General features: G+C 45.7%; 16 protein-coding genes. 13 read left to right on the top strand and 3 right to left on the bottom strand.

Going from position 1 to position 17,889, the window contains the following annotated elements:
- The first annotated feature begins 130 nt into the window (after nucleotides 1-130).
- The 5 genes from NST38_RS25890 to NST38_RS25870 all read left to right on the top strand — a co-directional run bounded on the left by NST38_RS25890 (nucleotide 131) and on the right by NST38_RS25870 (nucleotide 5,631).
- The gene (locus tag NST38_RS25890; protein WP_036606964.1) at nucleotides 131-1,477 is read left to right on the top strand and encodes a cytochrome ubiquinol oxidase subunit I; all 1,347 of its coding nucleotides are present in this window, start codon (nucleotides 131-133) and stop codon (nucleotides 1,475-1,477) included.
- Nucleotides 1,474-2,508 (top strand): cytochrome d ubiquinol oxidase subunit II, encoded by a 1,035-nt coding sequence (locus NST38_RS25885; RefSeq protein ID WP_076328904.1) that lies wholly within the window; start codon nucleotides 1,474-1,476, stop codon nucleotides 2,506-2,508. The genes NST38_RS25890 and NST38_RS25885 overlap by 4 nt, the downstream gene beginning before the upstream one ends.
- An 8-nt stretch (nucleotides 2,509-2,516) precedes the next feature.
- A complete protein-coding gene (cydS, locus tag NST38_RS25880) occupies nucleotides 2,517-2,672 on the top strand; it encodes a cytochrome bd oxidase small subunit CydS (RefSeq protein WP_155985027.1) in 156 nt (51 codons plus the stop codon).
- A gap of 71 nt (nucleotides 2,673-2,743) precedes the next feature.
- Nucleotides 2,744-3,790: an MBL fold metallo-hydrolase gene (locus NST38_RS25875; protein ID WP_339185720.1), complete on the top strand. Its 1,047-nt coding sequence runs from the start codon at nucleotides 2,744-2,746 to the stop codon at nucleotides 3,788-3,790.
- A 215-nt stretch (nucleotides 3,791-4,005) separates the two neighbouring features.
- Nucleotides 4,006-5,631, top strand: a complete 1,626-nt coding sequence (locus tag NST38_RS25870; RefSeq protein WP_076253592.1) for an ABC-F family ATP-binding cassette domain-containing protein — start codon at nucleotides 4,006-4,008, stop codon at nucleotides 5,629-5,631.
- Between the two features lie 113 nt (nucleotides 5,632-5,744).
- Here the strand turns inward: NST38_RS25870 and NST38_RS25865 are convergent, their stop codons facing one another.
- Nucleotides 5,745-5,933, bottom strand: coding sequence for a hypothetical protein (locus NST38_RS25865; RefSeq protein WP_017692261.1), 189 nt, complete (start codon nucleotides 5,931-5,933; stop codon nucleotides 5,745-5,747).
- Between the two features lie 290 nt (nucleotides 5,934-6,223).
- Between NST38_RS25865 and NST38_RS25860 the strand changes: the two genes are divergently transcribed.
- A complete protein-coding gene (locus NST38_RS25860) occupies nucleotides 6,224-7,111 on the top strand; it encodes a cation diffusion facilitator family transporter (RefSeq protein ID WP_036606974.1) in 888 nt (295 codons plus the stop codon).
- Nucleotides 7,112-7,202: 91 nt separating this feature from the next.
- Here the strand turns inward: NST38_RS25860 and NST38_RS25855 are convergent, their stop codons facing one another.
- Nucleotides 7,203-7,670 (bottom strand): hypothetical protein, encoded by a 468-nt coding sequence (locus NST38_RS25855; protein ID WP_339185723.1) that lies wholly within the window; start codon nucleotides 7,668-7,670, stop codon nucleotides 7,203-7,205.
- A gap of 373 nt (nucleotides 7,671-8,043) precedes the next feature.
- Entirely contained in the window at nucleotides 8,044-8,208 is a 165-nt protein-coding gene (locus NST38_RS25850) for a DUF1328 domain-containing protein (RefSeq protein WP_017692264.1), read from the bottom strand.
- A 220-nt stretch (nucleotides 8,209-8,428) separates the two neighbouring features.
- Here NST38_RS25850 and NST38_RS25845 point away from each other — a divergent pair, with 220 nt between their 5' ends.
- The 7 genes from NST38_RS25845 (at nucleotide 8,429) to NST38_RS25815 (ending at nucleotide 17,863) form a co-directional block, all read left to right on the top strand.
- On the top strand, nucleotides 8,429-8,938 hold the full coding sequence (locus NST38_RS25845; protein WP_036606976.1) for a DUF948 domain-containing protein: 510 nt from the start codon (nucleotides 8,429-8,431) through the stop codon (nucleotides 8,936-8,938).
- A 67-nt stretch (nucleotides 8,939-9,005) separates the two neighbouring features.
- The gene (locus NST38_RS25840) at nucleotides 9,006-9,539 is read left to right on the top strand and encodes a hypothetical protein (protein ID WP_341344134.1); all 534 of its coding nucleotides are present in this window, start codon (nucleotides 9,006-9,008) and stop codon (nucleotides 9,537-9,539) included.
- 94 nt (nucleotides 9,540-9,633) lie between these two features.
- On the top strand, nucleotides 9,634-9,978 hold the full coding sequence (locus NST38_RS25835) for a general stress protein (protein ID WP_017692267.1): 345 nt from the start codon (nucleotides 9,634-9,636) through the stop codon (nucleotides 9,976-9,978).
- A 341-nt stretch (nucleotides 9,979-10,319) separates the two neighbouring features.
- Nucleotides 10,320-11,489: a PP2C family protein-serine/threonine phosphatase gene (locus NST38_RS25830; protein ID WP_339185727.1), complete on the top strand. Its 1,170-nt coding sequence runs from the start codon at nucleotides 10,320-10,322 to the stop codon at nucleotides 11,487-11,489.
- Nucleotides 11,486-15,211, top strand: a complete 3,726-nt coding sequence (locus NST38_RS25825) for a response regulator (RefSeq protein WP_076253594.1) — start codon at nucleotides 11,486-11,488, stop codon at nucleotides 15,209-15,211. The genes NST38_RS25830 and NST38_RS25825 overlap by 4 nt, the downstream gene beginning before the upstream one ends.
- An 86-nt stretch (nucleotides 15,212-15,297) precedes the next feature.
- Entirely contained in the window at nucleotides 15,298-16,170 is an 873-nt protein-coding gene (locus NST38_RS25820) for a CheR family methyltransferase (protein WP_036606984.1), read from the top strand.
- 16 nt (nucleotides 16,171-16,186) lie between these two features.
- Nucleotides 16,187-17,863, top strand: a complete 1,677-nt coding sequence (locus NST38_RS25815) for a response regulator (protein ID WP_076253595.1) — start codon at nucleotides 16,187-16,189, stop codon at nucleotides 17,861-17,863.
- The last annotated feature ends 26 nt before the right edge of the window (nucleotides 17,864-17,889 follow it).

The following is a 17,889-nucleotide window of genomic DNA, read 5'->3' as shown; positions in this document are numbered from 1 at the left end:
CTGGTTGCAGCTGTGGTTGTGCTGTATGCCGTTGTGAAGAGCATCATCCGAATCATGAGTTATTGAGATACACGTTCAAGCAGAGTAACTGCTGTCGTACATAACGATTATGTGAAAGAGGAGTGTAACCATGTCATCCCTGGACCCTGTTTTGCTCAGCCGGATACTAACCGGCCTTACCCTGTTTGTACACATTATTTTTGCCTCTATTGGTGTAGGTGTTCCACTTATGATTGCCTTGGCCGAGTGGCGAGGACTCCGAACCAATGATATGCATTACACCTTGCTGGCACGCCGGTGGGCACGAGGTTTTGTCATCACCGTTGCCGTGGGCGTTGTTACAGGCACCTCGATCGGATTACAGCTCAGTCTGCTGTGGCCGATGTTTATGCGGGTAGCGGGGCAGGCAATCGCCCTGCCGCTGTTCATGGAGACGTTTGCCTTTTTTATAGAGGCGATCTTTCTTGGAATTTACCTCTATACGTGGGATCGTTTCAAAAAGAAATATACGCATATGCTGCTGTTGATTCCGGTAGCTCTCGGCTCATCTGCATCTGCGATTTTTATTACAACGGTGAACTCCTTCATGAACCAGCCTCAGGGATTTACCCTGATTAATGGCATCATGAAAGACATTCATCCGATTGCTGCCATGTTGAATCCGGCAACGCCAACCAAAGTGTCCCATGTACTCGCCTCATCCTACACCTTGAGTGCAGGTATCCTGGCGGGGATAGCCGCCTTCAGTTTGCTTCGGGGACGGGATCATGTGTATTACAAAAAAGCACTGAAACTCACGACGGTATCTGCGCTCGTATTTGCCATTAGTACCGTCATGATCGGCGATTCCTCCGGTAAATTTCTTGCGAAATATCAGCCGGAGAAGTTGGCTGCCGCAGAATGGCATTTCAAGACGATGAAAGAGGCACCGCTCGTTTATGGGGGGATTTTGGATGAGAACAATGAAGTGAAATACGCGATTGAGATTCCCTATGCACTTAGCATTTTGGCGGGGAATCGTCCCGATACGGAAGTGAAAGGTCTCGAAGAATTTCCGGCGGATCTGAGGCCACCACTGTCCATTCATTATATGTTCGACCTGAAGGTCACAACGGGAGTAATCATCCTGATGATTCCTGTGTTATATGTATTGCGGCGCTGGTTGCCAGGGCGTAAGCCATACCCCAAATGGCTGTTGCTTGGCATCGTCTTGCTGGGGCCTCTGGCCATGATTGCGATCGAGTTGGGGTGGATGTTCGCTGAAGTGGGCAGGCAGCCTTGGATCTTACGCGGATATATGAAGGTGGCGGAAGCGGCCACGACGTCAACTTCGGTAGGATGGATGTTAGTGTTGTTCATCTTGCTGTATCTGATCCTGTGTTTCTCGTGCATTCGGGTACTCAGCAAGCTGTTCCGCAACAAGGAAGCAGAGAAGGAACTAGAGTCTCTGGGGCTTGAAGGAGGGATCGTGCATTGAGTTTCGAAATTGCAGGCATCGCAATATTGTGGACGTTTTTGTTCGGTTACTTGATCGTTGCGTCGATTGATTTTGGCGCCGGGTTCTTCAGCTTTTATAGCATTTTGACCGGGCATGAGAACAAAATTCATAACATCATTCAGCGCTACCTGTCTCCCGTGTGGGAAGTGACGAATGTGTTTTTGATCTTTTTTGTGGTCGGACTGGTCGGGTTTTATCCGGACAGCGCCTTTTATTACGGGACGGCTTTGCTGGTTCCGGGTTCCCTGGCCATTGTACTGCTTGCGATCCGGGGCGTGTATTACGCCTACAATACCTATGGCAATCATGGGCAGAACAGCCGGATCTATATGGCATTGTACGGGGCGACGGGATTGCTGATTCCAGCCGTGTTCTCCACCATTTTGGCAATATCCGAAGGCGGGATCATTGAAGAGGTGGGCGATCAGGTGTTTTTTCGCTGGCGTGAATTTTTGACGAATCCCTATACCTGGTCGGTTGTTTTGCTTGCACTGGTTAGTGTGCTGTACATCTCGGCGATGTTTCTTTCCTATTATGCAAAACGGGCGGGGGATGAGCCAGCATATGAGGTGCTTCGAGAGTACGCGCTGCTCTGGAGTTTGCCTACCATTTTTGCAAGCTTTCTGGCTTTTCTGCAGATTAACAAACAGAATCCCGCACACTTTGAGCAGATGGTGAATATTTCGTGGATGTTCATCGCTTCGTTTATTTGTTTTGTCATTGCCGTGTCGCTGGTGTGGAAAAGTAAATATCTGGGTTGGTGTTTTGTTGCTGTCATGCTTCAGTTTGCCTTTGCCTGGTATGGTTACGGGCGATCCCACCTTCCGTACATTCTGTATCCTTACATCAATATTTACGACGGCTTTACGAATCGCACGATGGGGATTGCGCTCATTACAGCGTTTAGTCTGGGGTTACTCGTGCTCATTCCTTCGCTTGTGCTGATTATGAAGCTGTTCCTGTTTGATGCCAATTATGTGCGCGGTAATTCTGGTAAAAAGAAAGGATGAGTCTGTTCATGGTCACTACTGAGGGAGTCACGGGGATACCCGGTATAACCGGATTGAGCTTTTTTGAGACATTCACCATTATGTACGCCCCTCCACTGATCATTGCGGCTGCTATTGTCTTTCTGTTTGTATATCTGGCCGTATATAAGAACCCAAAGGATTGATTGGTTGGTACGTCCATTCCCGTTTGGGGTAATCTGTTGTTAAGAAATGAGGAAGGGAGGAGGGCCCTTTCATGCCGAAAATCCGTTATAACAATATCGATAATGTAAGTACGGACAAAACGCTGAAGGAATTCAAACAATGGAGGGAGCAACGGCGGAGCAAAGTGAAGGACTACTCCTACACCGTGCCCAAACACCCGCCTGAACTGGATTATCTGCATGCCAACCGGGATGACACAAGTATTACCTGGATTGGTCACTCCACGTTTTTCATTCAATATTATGGATTAAACATCGTGACTGACCCGGTGTGGGCCGAAAAAATGGGATTTCAACGCAGGCTCGGTGCCCCCGGCATTCCGATTCAGGATATTCCACCGTTGGATGTGATTCTGATATCCCATTCCCACTATGATCATCTGCATCTGGCTTCCTTGCGTAAGCTGATTACAGCCAAGACGTTGCTCATCGTACCCGATGGTCTGAAGCGCAAGATGATTCGCAAAGGATTTCATCGATGCCAGGAGATGAAATGGTGGGATCATATGACACTTGGCGGAGTCAAAATAACTTTTGTTCCTGCACAGCACTGGACGCGCCGAACGTTGTTTGACACCAATACGTCCCATTGGGGCGGTTATGTATTGGAATCGAATCATTCGGCAACGACTTCAGCAACGGAAAGTGTTGCAACAACGAGCAATCAGGATGAATCATCCACGGAATCAGGGAAGAACGAAACATTCAAAACATCAGGCGGTCCGCCTGTGTTGTATTTTGTGGGTGATACAGGTTACTTCCAGGGTTTCAAAACGATTGGAGAACGCTTTGACATTGGTGTTACCCTGATGCCCATCGGTGCCTACGATCCGGAATGGTTCATGACTTCTCAGCATGTGACACCCGAAGAAGCGCTGCAGGGGTTCGTTGAATCCGGCTCACAGCTCATGGTGCCAATGCATTACGGCACATTCAAGCTGGCGGATGATACGCCCAAGGAAGCGCTGGATCGGCTGGAAGTTGAACGTGAACGTTTAGGCATTGGTAAAGAGCGGATTCGGGTGCTTGGTCATGGCGAAACACTCCGCATTCACCACGAGGAAGGTAAACAGGGCTAACAAAAGTGAGCCAAATATGTTAATGTAGGGGTATGCCTGCATGAACAGTACATTTACCAAATCTTTAATAAGTAAAAAGCGGCCAATTTTCGAATTTGCCGCTTTTTTGTGTTATAATATGGTGCCAGAATAGGCATCGGGATATTGAATCCATGATTTACGCAACTTGCTATTCATGCAGTATGCAGATTAACCAATAAAGGATGGTATGCTTAATGATCAGTACAAGCGGCATCACGCTCCGCTACGGAAAACGTGCACTTTTTGAAGATGTAAATATCAAATTCACGCCAGGGAACTGTTACGGCCTGATCGGCGCCAACGGAGCCGGCAAATCAACATTCTTGAAAATTTTGTCTGGTGAGATTGAAGCCAACTCGGGAGAGGTGCACATCACCCCGGGCGAACGTATGGCCGTTTTGAAGCAAAACCACTTTGAATATGATGAGTATCCGGTTCTCGAAACGGTAATTATGGGTCATAGTCGTCTGTATTCCATCATGAAAGAGAAGGATGCTTTGTATGCGAAGGCAGACTTCACAGAAGAAGACGGTTTGCGTGCAGGTGAGCTTGAAGGGGAATTCGCTGAGCAAAACGGCTGGGATGCTGAACCAGATGCAGCGGCGCTCCTGATCGGTCTTGGCATTGTTCGTGACATGCATGACAAAAAAATGATAGAGCTGAGCGGAAACGAAAAAGTCCGTGTATTGCTGGCACAAGCGTTGTTTGGCCGTCCAAACAACCTGTTGCTCGATGAGCCTACCAACCACTTGGATCTCGAATCCATTCAATGGCTGGAGAACTTCCTGATGGATTATGAAGGTACCGTTATTGTGGTATCCCATGACCGTCACTTCCTGAACAAGGTATGTACGCATATCGCAGATATTGACTTCGGTAAAATCCAGATGTACGTAGGTAACTATGACTTCTGGTATGAGTCCAGCCAATTGGCACTTGCTCTGCAGCGGGATGCCAACAAGAAAAAAGAAGAGAAGATTAAAGAGCTGCAAGCCTTTATTCAACGTTTCTCTGCGAACGCTTCGAAGTCCAAACAGGCGACTTCCCGGAAGAAAACACTCGACAAAATCACATTGGATGACCTTCGTCCATCCAACCGTAAATACCCGTTTATCAACTTCAAGCCTGAACGTGAAGCAGGTAAACAATTGCTGACGGTAGATCGTATTGACAAATCCATCGATGGTGTGAAAATGTTGAATGATGTGAGCTTTGTGGTGAACAAAGGTGACAAAATTGCATTTGTTGGCCCGAACGGAAATGCCAAATCACTGTTATTTGATATTCTCATGGGTGAAACCGAAGCAGATAGCGGCGAATATACTTGGGGTATAACTACGACTCAGGCTTATTTCCCGAAAGACAACTCTCAGTATTTTGACGGTGTAGACATCACTCTCGTGGATTGGCTCCGTCAGTATTCGAAAGATCAGGATGAAACGTATCTGCGTGGATTCTTGGGCCGTATGCTGTTCTCCGGTGAGGAGTCCCAGAAGAAGGCTAGCGTACTCTCCGGGGGGGAGAAGGTTCGTTGTATGCTGGCGAAAATGATGCAGACAGGTGCAAACGCACTGATTCTGGATGAGCCAACGAACCACTTGGATCTTGAATCCATCACAGCACTGAATAACGGTATGATTGACTTTGACGGCACAATGCTGTTTACATCCCATGACCATCAGTTCATCCAAACGATTGCTAACCGGATTATCGAAATTACGCCAACAGGCATCATCGATCGCCAAATGAGCTATGACGAATATCTGGAAAGTGATGAAATTAAAGAACTGCGCAATAAAATGTATCCGGTAGAAGCTTAATCTAAGCATCATCTGCGGCACATGATTATAGGAACACCAAAGAACCGCAAGCCTCTGTGAAGAGGGCTTGCGGTTCTTTTTGTAATTCAATGGTTTCTCGGCGGCTTTAAGACCTAAGATCCACCAGTACGGCGACGTTGGTTGTTAGGCTTTTTGTTGTTTTGACTCTTCATCGCTTTAGGTCCGCCTTCAAAGTAGGCGCTGGATTGGTTACCAGAATTTGCTTGTTCTTTCTTTTGCGCCAGTTTTTGGCGTATAGCATCCTGCAAACTGACCTTTTTCGGTTCGTTATTTTCGCTCATCGTTATTTCCCTCCCGGTCTTACAGTGAGCCGTCCAGATTGGACGGGATGTACCTATTTTATACGTTTTATAAAAGCCCCACAAGGGCAACCTGATAAAATGCTCAAAACCTTTGGTTTTACCCAGGCCAACATTTTTTCTCAATAACTACAGCCCTGCCGTCTGGCAACTTTGTTTCGGCTTGCCTACAGCAATGCAACCTGGCAACACTGTTTCTGTAGACCCACACGCTCCGCATTTGGTAACATGGAAAAACCGTAATACGAAACGTTAAAGGGGTGTCGCCCGGTTTGAACGCTTATGAAGAAATTCGAAAAGGGGAGCGAGGGGCTTGGGTTAGTATCGTAGCCTATCTCGTCTTGTCCGCTTTTAAGCTGATCTGTGGATATTTATTTGCTTCCAGCGCCTTGCTGGCCGATGGTTTTAATAACCTTACAGATATTGTAGCATCCATTGCTGTATTGATTGGGCTTCGGATCTCCCAGAAACCACCTGATTCGGATCATGCCTATGGTCATTTTAGAGCGGAGACGGTTGCTGCTTTGGTAGCTTCATTTATTATGGCTATGGTTGGGCTGCAAGTATTGGTTGAAGCCGTTCGCTCCTGGTATGAAGGAGCCTTTGTTGCTCCAAACCTGTGGGCGGCAGCGGTGGCTGTAGTCTGTGCTGTGGTGATGTTAGGCGTGTACCGTTACAATCACCGTCTGGCAAAACAAATTAATAGTCAGGCTCTGATGGCTGCGGCGAAAGATAATCGTTCCGATGCCTGGGTCAGCATAGGCGCTGCAATTGGAATTATAGGTGCGCAGTTTGGACTTCCATGGCTGGATAAAGTAGCTGCCATTGCTGTAGGTCTGTTGATCTGCAAAACGGCTTGGGAGATTTTTCGGGATTCTACACATCGTCTTACCGACGGATTTGACCAGAAGGAACTGACGGATCTCAGATCCTCCGTAGCACGCGTTCCCGGTGTTGAGATGATCAAGGACGTGAAGGCACGTGTGCACGGCAGTCATGTACTTGTGGATGTAGTCATTGAAGTGGACGGAGGCCTAAGCTTGATTGAAGGCCATCAGATCTGTGACCGTGTTGAAGAGCGGTTGAAGCGATCGCATAACATCATGCATGTACATGTACATGTGGAACCAAAGACGGAAGAAGTCACAAGGAACCCTTGAACAGGGAGTGAACATCTTGGAAAATGAAAAGAGGACAGCCGCGATTGTGCGTGCTGTCCTCTTTACTTATCGTTAGAACGATTATACGATGTTATTGAATGGCAACGTGGATCCACGCTTTGCCTTTCCAAGTGTATACTTGTACCCACTCGCCGCCATCGAATCCATCAACCACTTCACCTGTTGTATCGATGACTTGGGAACCTAATGCACCGATTGGTTTACCGTTAGGTGCATCATAGAACCAAGTGCGCTCCAGAAGGTTCAGCAACATCGTTGGTGTCAGTACTTCATCACCTGGTTTTACGAGTGGCTCTTCAAACATTTTGTCATCTGTGCCGTAGGTTGCCCCAGTTACCGTCTCAGCAGTACCCTCTACTGTTTCTACAGCAGGTTTGTTGACTTCAACAGCTGGAGTTGTTGTGGTCGTTGTCGTTGTTGTAGCCTCAGTTCCTGTTTCCGGATTTACCGTTCCAGTAACCGCTTCCTCCGCACCCGCAGCGGCAGCCATCGAACCCATCAACGTTAAAGCAGCGGCAAAACTTACGATTTTTTTCATTTTGTTTTTCCTCCTCGGTAGGTATGTAAAATGTTGTCCTGATTACAAGTAACCAAGCAAGCACCCTTATGAATCACAAATTATAACAATATTTTCTTGCATTCTCCAGTGTCAACTGGCTCATATGTGGGTATATAGAAAGCCTGTAAATATCATACTTCAGTGGGATAAAACCGGGTTGGCTATCTCAAAAAGGTCCTGTTTTTTTTGGGATTCATACGAGAGCGGATTGGAATAAAGCAGAAGGGAGTGCAATACATAATATAGAAAAGTTGACCTATGCCTGAACGCACAAAAGCCAATCGGCTTGGGAGCACGATCGGCTTTTGTATGTAATCGTTTAGTAAACACTCAGACATATCAGAGCCTGAGGTTATCGCATTCGGCTACGTCCCGTAATCAGGGAGATTACGAACAGTACAACAAAGATGAAGAAGAGTACTTTCGCGATTGAAGCAGCTGCTTCAACAATACCGAAGAATCCAAAAATACCTGCTACCAGTGCAATAATTAGAAATAATACAGACCATTTCAACATAAGTATTCATCCTTTCGTATAATTGATTGTGGAGTGAGTTGTGTTCACCTCACCGCCTTGTGTAGTCTAACTTTAACCGAGTGCTAACCGCTTGAAACATTGGTTTTTTTTCCAAGCGAAGGCATATATGAAGGGATATATAATATTGTTTCGTCCGGGAAATCGCCGGGTAACTATAGCAATAACAAACTGATGCACATATGGAAAGAGAGGTTCTTCTATGATCTATCAAATTAGCGTGGCCCTGATTGCAGTGGCATTTGCAGTACTGGTATTCTTTTTAATTCGTACCTTGAAATCCGCTCAGGGTTCTTTGGACAATGTCTCACAGACATTGCAGGAGGTACAGAAAACCATTGACGAACTTAGTTATGAAGTGAAGCAGACGGTAAGACATGCCAATGATATTACGGTGGATGTACAACACAAAATGAAAAAAATTGATCCTGTTATGGAATCTGTTGAGAATCTGGGAGAAGTGTTGAATGAAGTGACGGCAGCAGCCAAACAAGTTTCCACAACGCTGATGGCGAAATTTCAGACCAAACGTAACAACGCTGAACAGACCAAGCATGCTGAAGCGGTTCATGTAACTGCACCGCCTGCTACATCAACGGATCGTACCCTGCAATCCTATGAAGCTACATATAATGGTGAAGCTAAGGGCGGGAAAAACTGGATGAAGTATGTTGATGTTGCAGCGAATGTATGGCAACGGATGCGCAAGTAACATGACCGCTTTATAACCATGAAGAGGCCTTCAGAGCGGTGATGAACCTGATGAAAGGGTGAGAATCATGATGAAACTACTGCTTGTGATGTTTAGCGTAATTTCTCCCTTTTCCGTTCAACCGGTAGCGGTACCCGCTGCTCACGATATGCAATGGACGGCAATGGAAGAGAAGGCGTCAGAGGTAACTCTGGCTGTTGATCGATCCGAGACTTTCCAGCATTTTCGGACTCTGAATGGCATTTCTCTGGATGACACCATGGATGATTTGTTGGCCAATAAGGGCCAGCCGGGGCATAAGCAGGAAGATCCTTATCTGGGATGTCCTGAATATCACTTTCATGATGTGAAGGTTGGCTTGTGTGAAGATACGGATGTCATTCAATATGTGCATATCGATGCATCTGAGAATCACATCATGTTAAACGGAAAGAGAATTGAGATGAATATTGAAGCGATCCATCATGCTCTCGGGAAACCTTATTATGTGGCAGAGGACGGAGAAGTGTTTCTCCGTGGAGACCAGGCTCTGAAGGTATATATGAAGTCAGGATCTCATCAGATTGAAGGCATTGATCTTTTTGATGACACAGTTTCCTAGGATTGGTTATTACCAAATCGTTTCAAACCCATATAGTATGGTTATATACTAAGTAGCTTGATACAGAAGATTAAATCAGAGGAGAGTGGAAACGATGAATTCAACCAATGAGCAAGCTTATGCAAAAGTGGTAGAAAACGGAGTCCAGGCGGTAGAAGCGGTGAAAGAATTGCAGATTACCGGATACCTTGCTGATCAAATCTTTGTTCTCGCCCATGAGAAGGATCGTACAGATCGAATTGCCGATACAGCAGATGCCAAAGAAATTGGCATAAAGGAAGAAGGCGTATTTGATTCCTTGGCGAATCTGTTCCGCTCACGTGGTGATGAACTCCGGGCCAAAATTGTTTCGATGGGGTTTACCGAAGCCGAAGCGGACTTCTACGAGAGTGAACTCGACAAAGGTAAAGTACTCGTTATTGCTAAAAAGAAAGATTAACCCGATAAGTTGAAGTTTGCTGAACATGGACAAGCTTCTGAATCATTTATGTAAAATGCTTAATCAAAAACATAGATAAGGAATGGGGCTTTTCCCATTCCTTATCTATGTTTTTGCAAGTTTGGAAGCGGGATCAGGACGCTGCAAAAACAGGGTGAGTCGCGGGGATATTCCCCTACGATGGTGCCATTTACTGATAGAAGTTTTTTGTTTTTACGATTATAGTTATACTAGGAATTATTATGTCTACTGCCGTTTTGTATGCAAAATTTGTATAATCAACGTTTGTTTTAACCTAATAAGAATCGACAAACCCGGACGCCACAGATAAGGAGATATCAATGAGAATACTTATTGTTGACGACAATCCGACGAATGTCATTATCATTCGAGAAATTCTGAAAAAAGAAAACTATCGTGACATTGTAACGGCGAGTTCCGCCATGGAAATGTTTGAAGTGTTGGGAATTGGGGAGGAAAGCAACGAACTTCGTCCAAGACCGTCGGATATTGACCTGATTTTGCTAGATATGATGATGCCCGAGATGGACGGTATCGAAGCCTGCAGTATTGTGCAGAAATTTGAGAATCTGAAGGATATACCGATTATTATGGTGACTGCCATCGGAGACTCCAAGAAACTTGCCGAAGCATTGGATGCAGGTGCATCTGACTATGTGACCAAACCGATTAATAAAGTCGAACTGATGGCCAGAATTCGACTCGCACTTCGTTTGAAACAGGAGAAGGATTGGCATAAAGAGCGTGATCAACGTATTCAGGATGAGCTCAAGTTGGCAGCGATGGTCCAAAATGCTGTATTAAGTCCGGCAATTAGGGACCCGTTGTTCCAAGTGCATGCCATCTATAAACCATCCTTTGAGCTTGCGGGTGATCTGTATTCTTGGTACCCCCTTGGGGAAGGCCGTTACGGAGTACTGCTGCTCGACATGATGGGACACGGGATATCTTCATCCCTGTTTACCATGTTTATCGCTTCTGTGTTGAAAGATACGGTTACCACTTATGTGGATCCAGAGAAGGTCATTCAAGAGTTGAACCGTCGTTTTAACCAGCTCCATCTGGAAAAACAATTGGTGCAGTATTATTTCACGGCAATTTATCTGGTCGTTGATACACGGATGAAACGTATTGATTATGTTAATGCGGGGCATCCACCTGCTTTATTTTTCCGAAACGACGGGAGTGTCACCACATTTGACAGCGTCTGCTGTCCTGTTGGTTTATTTGACAAGATGGATATTGAACCACAAACGATCCATTATGAGGGTGACGGGCATATTGCACTCTATACGGATGGATTATTGGAAGCTGTTCAGGGCGGGCAGGAAGAACAACATGAATTCCTGATCGAAAAACTGACCGGCTCACATCAGTGGAATGAAGCTGCTATGCAGGCCATGTTTTTTGACGACGAAATTCCCCAGGAGCGGGATGATGATAAATGTCTGGTCTGGATTACTTTGAATAAAGGGGCGGGGGCTGAATGAAGATCAGGAATAAACTGCTGATTGGTTTTACCGCTCTGATGGCCATTTTGATCGTGCTCACGTTTGTGAGTTATGAACGGTTAAACAGCAGTAATCAACAGATTGATCAGATGTATCAGGAACGTTATCTCAAAGTAAGGTTCACTTCTGCTGCACGTGGAGAGGTCAATGATATAGCCAAAGTGCTGGCTAACTTGTTATTGAATCCGAACAATTCGATTAATGCTGCTGAGGGTGACCTGAAGGAGATGAAGGATCGGGGGGATGGTTACCTCGCAGAAGTGAGAAACCGGGCAGACAGTGCACCTGAACATCAACTGGTGGATCGTGTGAATACGGCGTGGACCGCTTATACATCTTATGCAACGAGACAGATCAACCTGATGTCCCAAAACCGGGTAGAAGATGCGAATAACTACCGCAATTCAACAGGACTCGCGGTGCAAAAAGAAACTGTGGATAGTTTGAATGCTCTTTCACGTTATCAGGACCAAGAGATTGATGCTGAGATCAAGAACGCTAACGAAGCGTATACGAGAGCAGTACAGATCACGATAAGTATCATGATTGCCGGGTTGTTGCTTGCATTGGGTGTCATTCTGTGGGTGCTGCCGAGTATTACACGGGGTCTGAACACTGTATCTATGATGATTACCAGCTTTGGTAAAGGGCGTTACCGAACCATTCGGCGCATACAGGTCAAATCAACCGATGAGATTGGTCAGATTGCCAGTGTGTTCAAGGATGTATCCAGTGATCTGGAAGAAAAACTGGAGATCGAGAGGGCTTATGTGCAGGCTCAGCAGGATCAAAACTGGATGAGTTCGAACATCGCAAGAGTCCCGGAGCTGCTTCGGGGGATTGGCTCCATTCGCCAAATTTCACAGATGTTTATCAGTGAGTTCACACCTGTGCTTGGTGCTCAGTTGGGTGTCGTCTATCTGATCGATGAGGAGAAACATCCCGACGAACTGAGACGTTACGGTGCATACGCATTTGAAGAGAACGAAGATGTTGGTAAGGAAATGTATCGCATCGGGGAAGGCCTGATTGGTCAAGCCGCGCTGGATATGACACCGATTATTCTGGAAAATACGCCCGAAGATTACGTGCATATTGGTTCAGCTTCAGGCTCAACACGTGCTGCGGGTATCATGATCTATCCTGTCGTGTTTGAAGATGAACTGATTGGTGTAGTTGAAGTGGCTTCCTTTGAAGGTTTCAATGAACTGCACAAGCAGTTATTCACACAACTGATTATGAACCTGGGCGTAATTTTGAACAACGTTCGACGTCGTTTGCGTGTGGAGGAGCTGCTACGTGAATCCCAGGCACTGACTGAGGAACTGCAGGTTCAATCGGAAGAATTGCAGACACAGCAAGAAGAACTTCGTCGTTCCAATGAGAATCTGGAGGAGCAGACAGAGGCGCTTAAACGATCTGAGGAGTTGCTACAGCGTCAGCAGGAAGAACTGGAACATTTTAATACGGAACTCATTGCCAAGACGCGGGCGCTTGAAGAGCAGGTGCGTGAAGTTGAAGAGAAAAATGACGAAATTGAGAAAACGAAGACACAGTTGGAACAGCAAGCTACACAGCTGTCGATGACAAGCAAGTACAAGTCCGAATTTTTAGCGAATATGTCACATGAACTCCGTACACCATTGAACAGTCTGCTCATATTGTCCCAGTTATTGTCGGAGAACAAAGGTGGAAATCTGACTGACAAACAGCAGGAATATGCGCAAACCATCTACATGTCGGGCGCGGATCTGCTGAAGATGATTGATGAGATTCTGGATCTGTCCAAGGTGGACGCAGGTAAGATGGATATCAATTATGAGACCGTACGAATGGAAGAGCTGACCAGCTTTGTTCAGCAGAACTTTGGACCGATGGCGAACAAAAAGGAACTGAACTTGAATATTGATTTCGACAGCGATCTACCGGAATGGGTGTACACCGACAGCCATCGCGTCAAACAGATTTTACGGAATTTGTTGTCGAACGCATTTAAGTTCACCAATCGAGGTTCGGTTAGTCTAATTGGACGACGGATGAAACCGGAAGAACTGCCGGGTTATATGAACACCAATCAGGAATATCTCGGATTCAGTGTAAAAGACACCGGCATTGGTATTCCATCGGACAAGACGGATCTGATCTTTGAAGCGTTCCAGCAAGTAGACGGGACCACAAGTCGGAAATACGGTGGAACTGGTCTGGGATTGTCCATTAGCAGGGAACTGGCACGTTTGCTTGGTGGTGCAATACAGGTGGAATCATCCGAGGGAGAAGGTAGCTGCTTTACCTTATACCTGCCGGATAATCATGAAGAGGAAGCCTTGGCGGAGGAAGGTGCTTCAAGAGAAGCGGCTGTTTCCTCAGAGGATCTTTATGAAAAGTCCATCGAAGCACGGACCATGCTTTCAAGTCATCAGTCCATTCTCTCTCCTGATCCGGAGCGTAGCGTGGGTACAGATCTTTCTCCTTCCCATACTCCAGATGTCACGCAGATCGAAGATGATCGGGAGAATCTGATGGAAGGTGACAAAATCCTCCTCATCATTGAGGATGACGTGAACTTTGCACATATTTTGATGGATATGGCGAGAGGAAGAGGATTCAAAGCTCTTGTTGCCCTTCAAGGTGATAAAGGACTTGAAATGGCACGTCAATATTTGCCGGATGCCATTATCCTGGATATTCAATTGCCGGTGATGGATGGTTGGACCATTCTGGGCGAGCTGAAGAGCAGTTCGGCAACACGCCACATTCCGGTTCATGTGATTTCAGTCATTGATGATATGAAGCAAGGTCTGATGATGGGTGCCATTGCGTATCTGAAAAAACCTTCGAGCAAGGATTCACTGGATAAAGCATTCTCGCATATCAAATCATATACTGAGAATCAATTGAAACGACTGTTGATCGTCGAAGATGACGAAATTCAGCGTAAAGCCATTATTGAATTGATTGGTCATGATGATGTTGCAATCACTGCTGTGTCGACAGGTAGTGAGGCGTTAAATGAATTACACAGCCAGCGTTATGACTGCATGGTACTGGATCTGATGTTAACGGATATGACCGGTTTTGAGTTGCTCGACCAGATTCGTGATGATGAATATCTGAACGATCTGCCGATTATAATTTATACAGGCAAAGAACTGGATTCCAAGGAAGAAATGAAGCTGCGCAAATATGCGGAATCCATCATTATCAAAGATGTGAAGTCACCGGAACGTCTGCTGGATGAGACCACTTTGTTCCTGCATCGGGTAGAAGCCAATTTGCCGGAAGACAAGCGTCGAATCTTACAGAAACTACACAACAAAGAAACGTTGTTTGAAGGCAAGAAAATATTACTTGTAGATGACGATATTCGTAACGTATTTGCCCTTTCAAGTGTTCTTGAAGGCTATCGGATGGATGTGACGTTTGCTGAGAACGGCCGAGAGGCTTTGGAGATTTTGGACAAAAATCCGGAATTTGATCTGGTACTGATGGATATGATGATGCCAGAGATGGACGGTTATGAAGCGATGACACGAATCAGACAGATCCCGCAGTTTGAAAAGTTGCCGATTATTGCGCTTACGGCCAAAGCCATGAAAGAGGATCGCGGCAAATGTATTGAGGCCGGAGCATCTGATTATGTGAAAAAACCGATCCAGACAGATCAATTGTTATCCTTAATGCGCGTATGGCTGTATTCGTAAGTTCATTATTCGTATGTTCATTGTTTGGGTAATGAAAGACAATACGACGAATACGCAAGTAACAAATGAAGAAGTGGAGAGAACTTATGACACCGTGGGAACCTACCGAGACGGGGGCAGATTTGGTCCGTATGCCGCAAGATGAAGAACGCGAGCTGATTGAGATTGAGTTGCTGTTGGAAGGCATGCACCGTTTATATGGATATGATTTTAGAAACTATGCACTGCCATCCCTCAAACGAAGAATCTGGCATCATGCACATGCTGAAGGTGTTAAGAGCATATCCGGCTTGCAGGAGCGTGTTCTTCATGACCGTTCCGCGTTTGAACGTTTTGTACAGAACTTATCCATCCCTGTAACGGAAATGTTTCGAGATCCTTCGCTTTTCCGAATGTTTCGGGAACAGATTATTCCTATCCTGAGAACCTACCCGTATATCCGAATATGGCATGCGGGATGTTCTACAGGAGAGGAAGTTTATTCCATGGCCATCATGTTGCATGAGGAAGGACTGTATGACAAGGCAAGAATCTACGCAACGGATATGAATGATCGCTCTTTGCAACAGGCCAAAGAAGGCGTATATGGTATTGAGAAAATGAAACTATTTACTACAAATTATTTGGAGGCAGGGGGTACCAGAGCCTTCTCCGAGTACTATACAGCGAAATACAATTCGGTGATATTTCATCCTTTTCTAAGGAAGAACATCATTTTCGCCGAGCACAACCTGGCAACAGACCGGTCATTTAACGAGTTTAATGTTATCTTTTGCCGTAATGTCATGATTTATTTTAATGATGAACTGCGGAACCATGTGCATGGGCTGTTTCATGAGAGCTTGAGCCACTTTGGTATTCTGGTTCTGGGGTCGAAAGAATCGATACATTTTACAGAGTTCAGTGATACCTATGAGCCGTTAGACCGGACCGAAAAAATATACCGGAAGATCAAATAGGGGGTTAGGGTTAGCCATGGGGCTCAATGAACCAATCCACATATTATTGGTAGATGACCGCCCTGAGAACTTGCTTGCTCTTGAAGCAGTTCTGGAATCGGAACAATATAAACTCGTTAAGGCAACTTCCGGAGAAGAGGCACTCCGCTGTCTGCTAAAAGACGAATTTGCGGTTATCGTTCTCGATGTGCAGATGCCTGGAATGGACGGAATTGAGACAGCAAAGTTAATTAAGGCACGGGACAAGTCCAAGGATGTGCCGATTATATTCATCTCTGCGAATAGCAGAGAAGCGGAGCACTTGTTTGCCGGATATTCAGCCGGGGCCATTGATTACATGGTTAAACCATTTATTCCTCAGATTTTGAAATCCAAAATCGAGGGCTTTGTGGAGATGTTTATCACCAATAAACGTTTGAAGACACAGACCATGCTTCTTCACCAGAAGACACAGGAACTGGAGAAGATGAACCAACAACTCATTCAGGCCAAGGAAGAAGCAGAAATTGCAGCCAATGCAAAGACTGAGTTCCTGGCAATGATGAGTCATGAGATTCGTACACCGATGAACGGAGTTATCGGTATGGTTGATCTGCTGATGGAAACGGAACTGAGGGAAGATCAGAAGGAATATGCAGACATCGTTCGTCGCAGTGCAGATGCACTCGTTACGGTCATCAACGACATTCTTGATTTTACCAAGATGGAATCCGGCAAAATGGAACTGGAAGAGCATCCTTTTGAACTTGTCTCCTGTATTCGGGAAGTGTTGGGATTGTTTGCTGCAGAAGCAGGCAAAAAGAATCTGGAACTGGATTATTTCCTGGAAGATTCTGTCCCTGAATTAATCTATGGAGATATGGCAAGGCTACGTCAGGTTCTCTTGAATCTTATTGCCAATGCAATCAAATTTACAGACCAGGGTGGCGTATATTTGATTGTGTCAGTGAATGAAGAAAAAGACGGACAAATGGCATTGGAGTTTGCTGTTAAAGACACCGGGATAGGTATCGCTTCAGACAAAGTGGATCGCCTGTTCCAGCCTTTTTCCCAGTTGGATACATCCATGACACGTAAATACGGTGGAACTGGCTTAGGACTGGCAATATGCAAGACTCTGGTGGAAATGATGGGTGGACAGATCTATCTGGATACAACAGAGCAACGGGGAGCGACGTTTGTATTTACAATTCAGGCGAAACGTTATGTAGAAACTGAACTGGTCCAGAGGAACGGGGAAGAGAAACCAACGGATGTGAAAAATGAGAATAAATATCCTACGGTATTAATTGTGGATGATCATCCGATCAACCAGAAGTTGATGGCGATTATGCTCGGTAAGCTGGGGTTGCTCTCAGACATTGCTGAAGATGGGCAGAGCGCACTCGATATGGTAAACAGTAGCCGTTATCCCTATGACTATGTGTTTATGGATCTGCAGATGCCTGTGATGGACGGTTTGGAATGTACACGGCGGATTCGAGAGAGTCTGACCCAGTCTAATCAGCCAATCATTATAGCCATGACTGCTAACGTGATGGAAGGTATTCAGCAGCGCTGTATTGCTGCCGGCATGGATGATTATATTAGTAAACCGGTGAAAATGGGCAATGTAAAACAGAAAATAGCCCAGTTTCAGAAACAACGACAAATGTTAGACCCAGGCCCTTCAGCCATGAATCAGGCCAATTGAAACATTTTCCAAACTTCTTTCTGATT

It is taken from the genome of Paenibacillus sp. FSL H8-0104 (assembly GCF_038050215.1).
Taxonomy (GTDB): domain Bacteria; phylum Bacillota; class Bacilli; order Paenibacillales; family Paenibacillaceae; genus Paenibacillus; species Paenibacillus amylolyticus.
The sequence above is the reverse complement of the archived record's forward strand: the minus strand, read 5'-3'. Positions and strand labels throughout refer to the sequence as shown.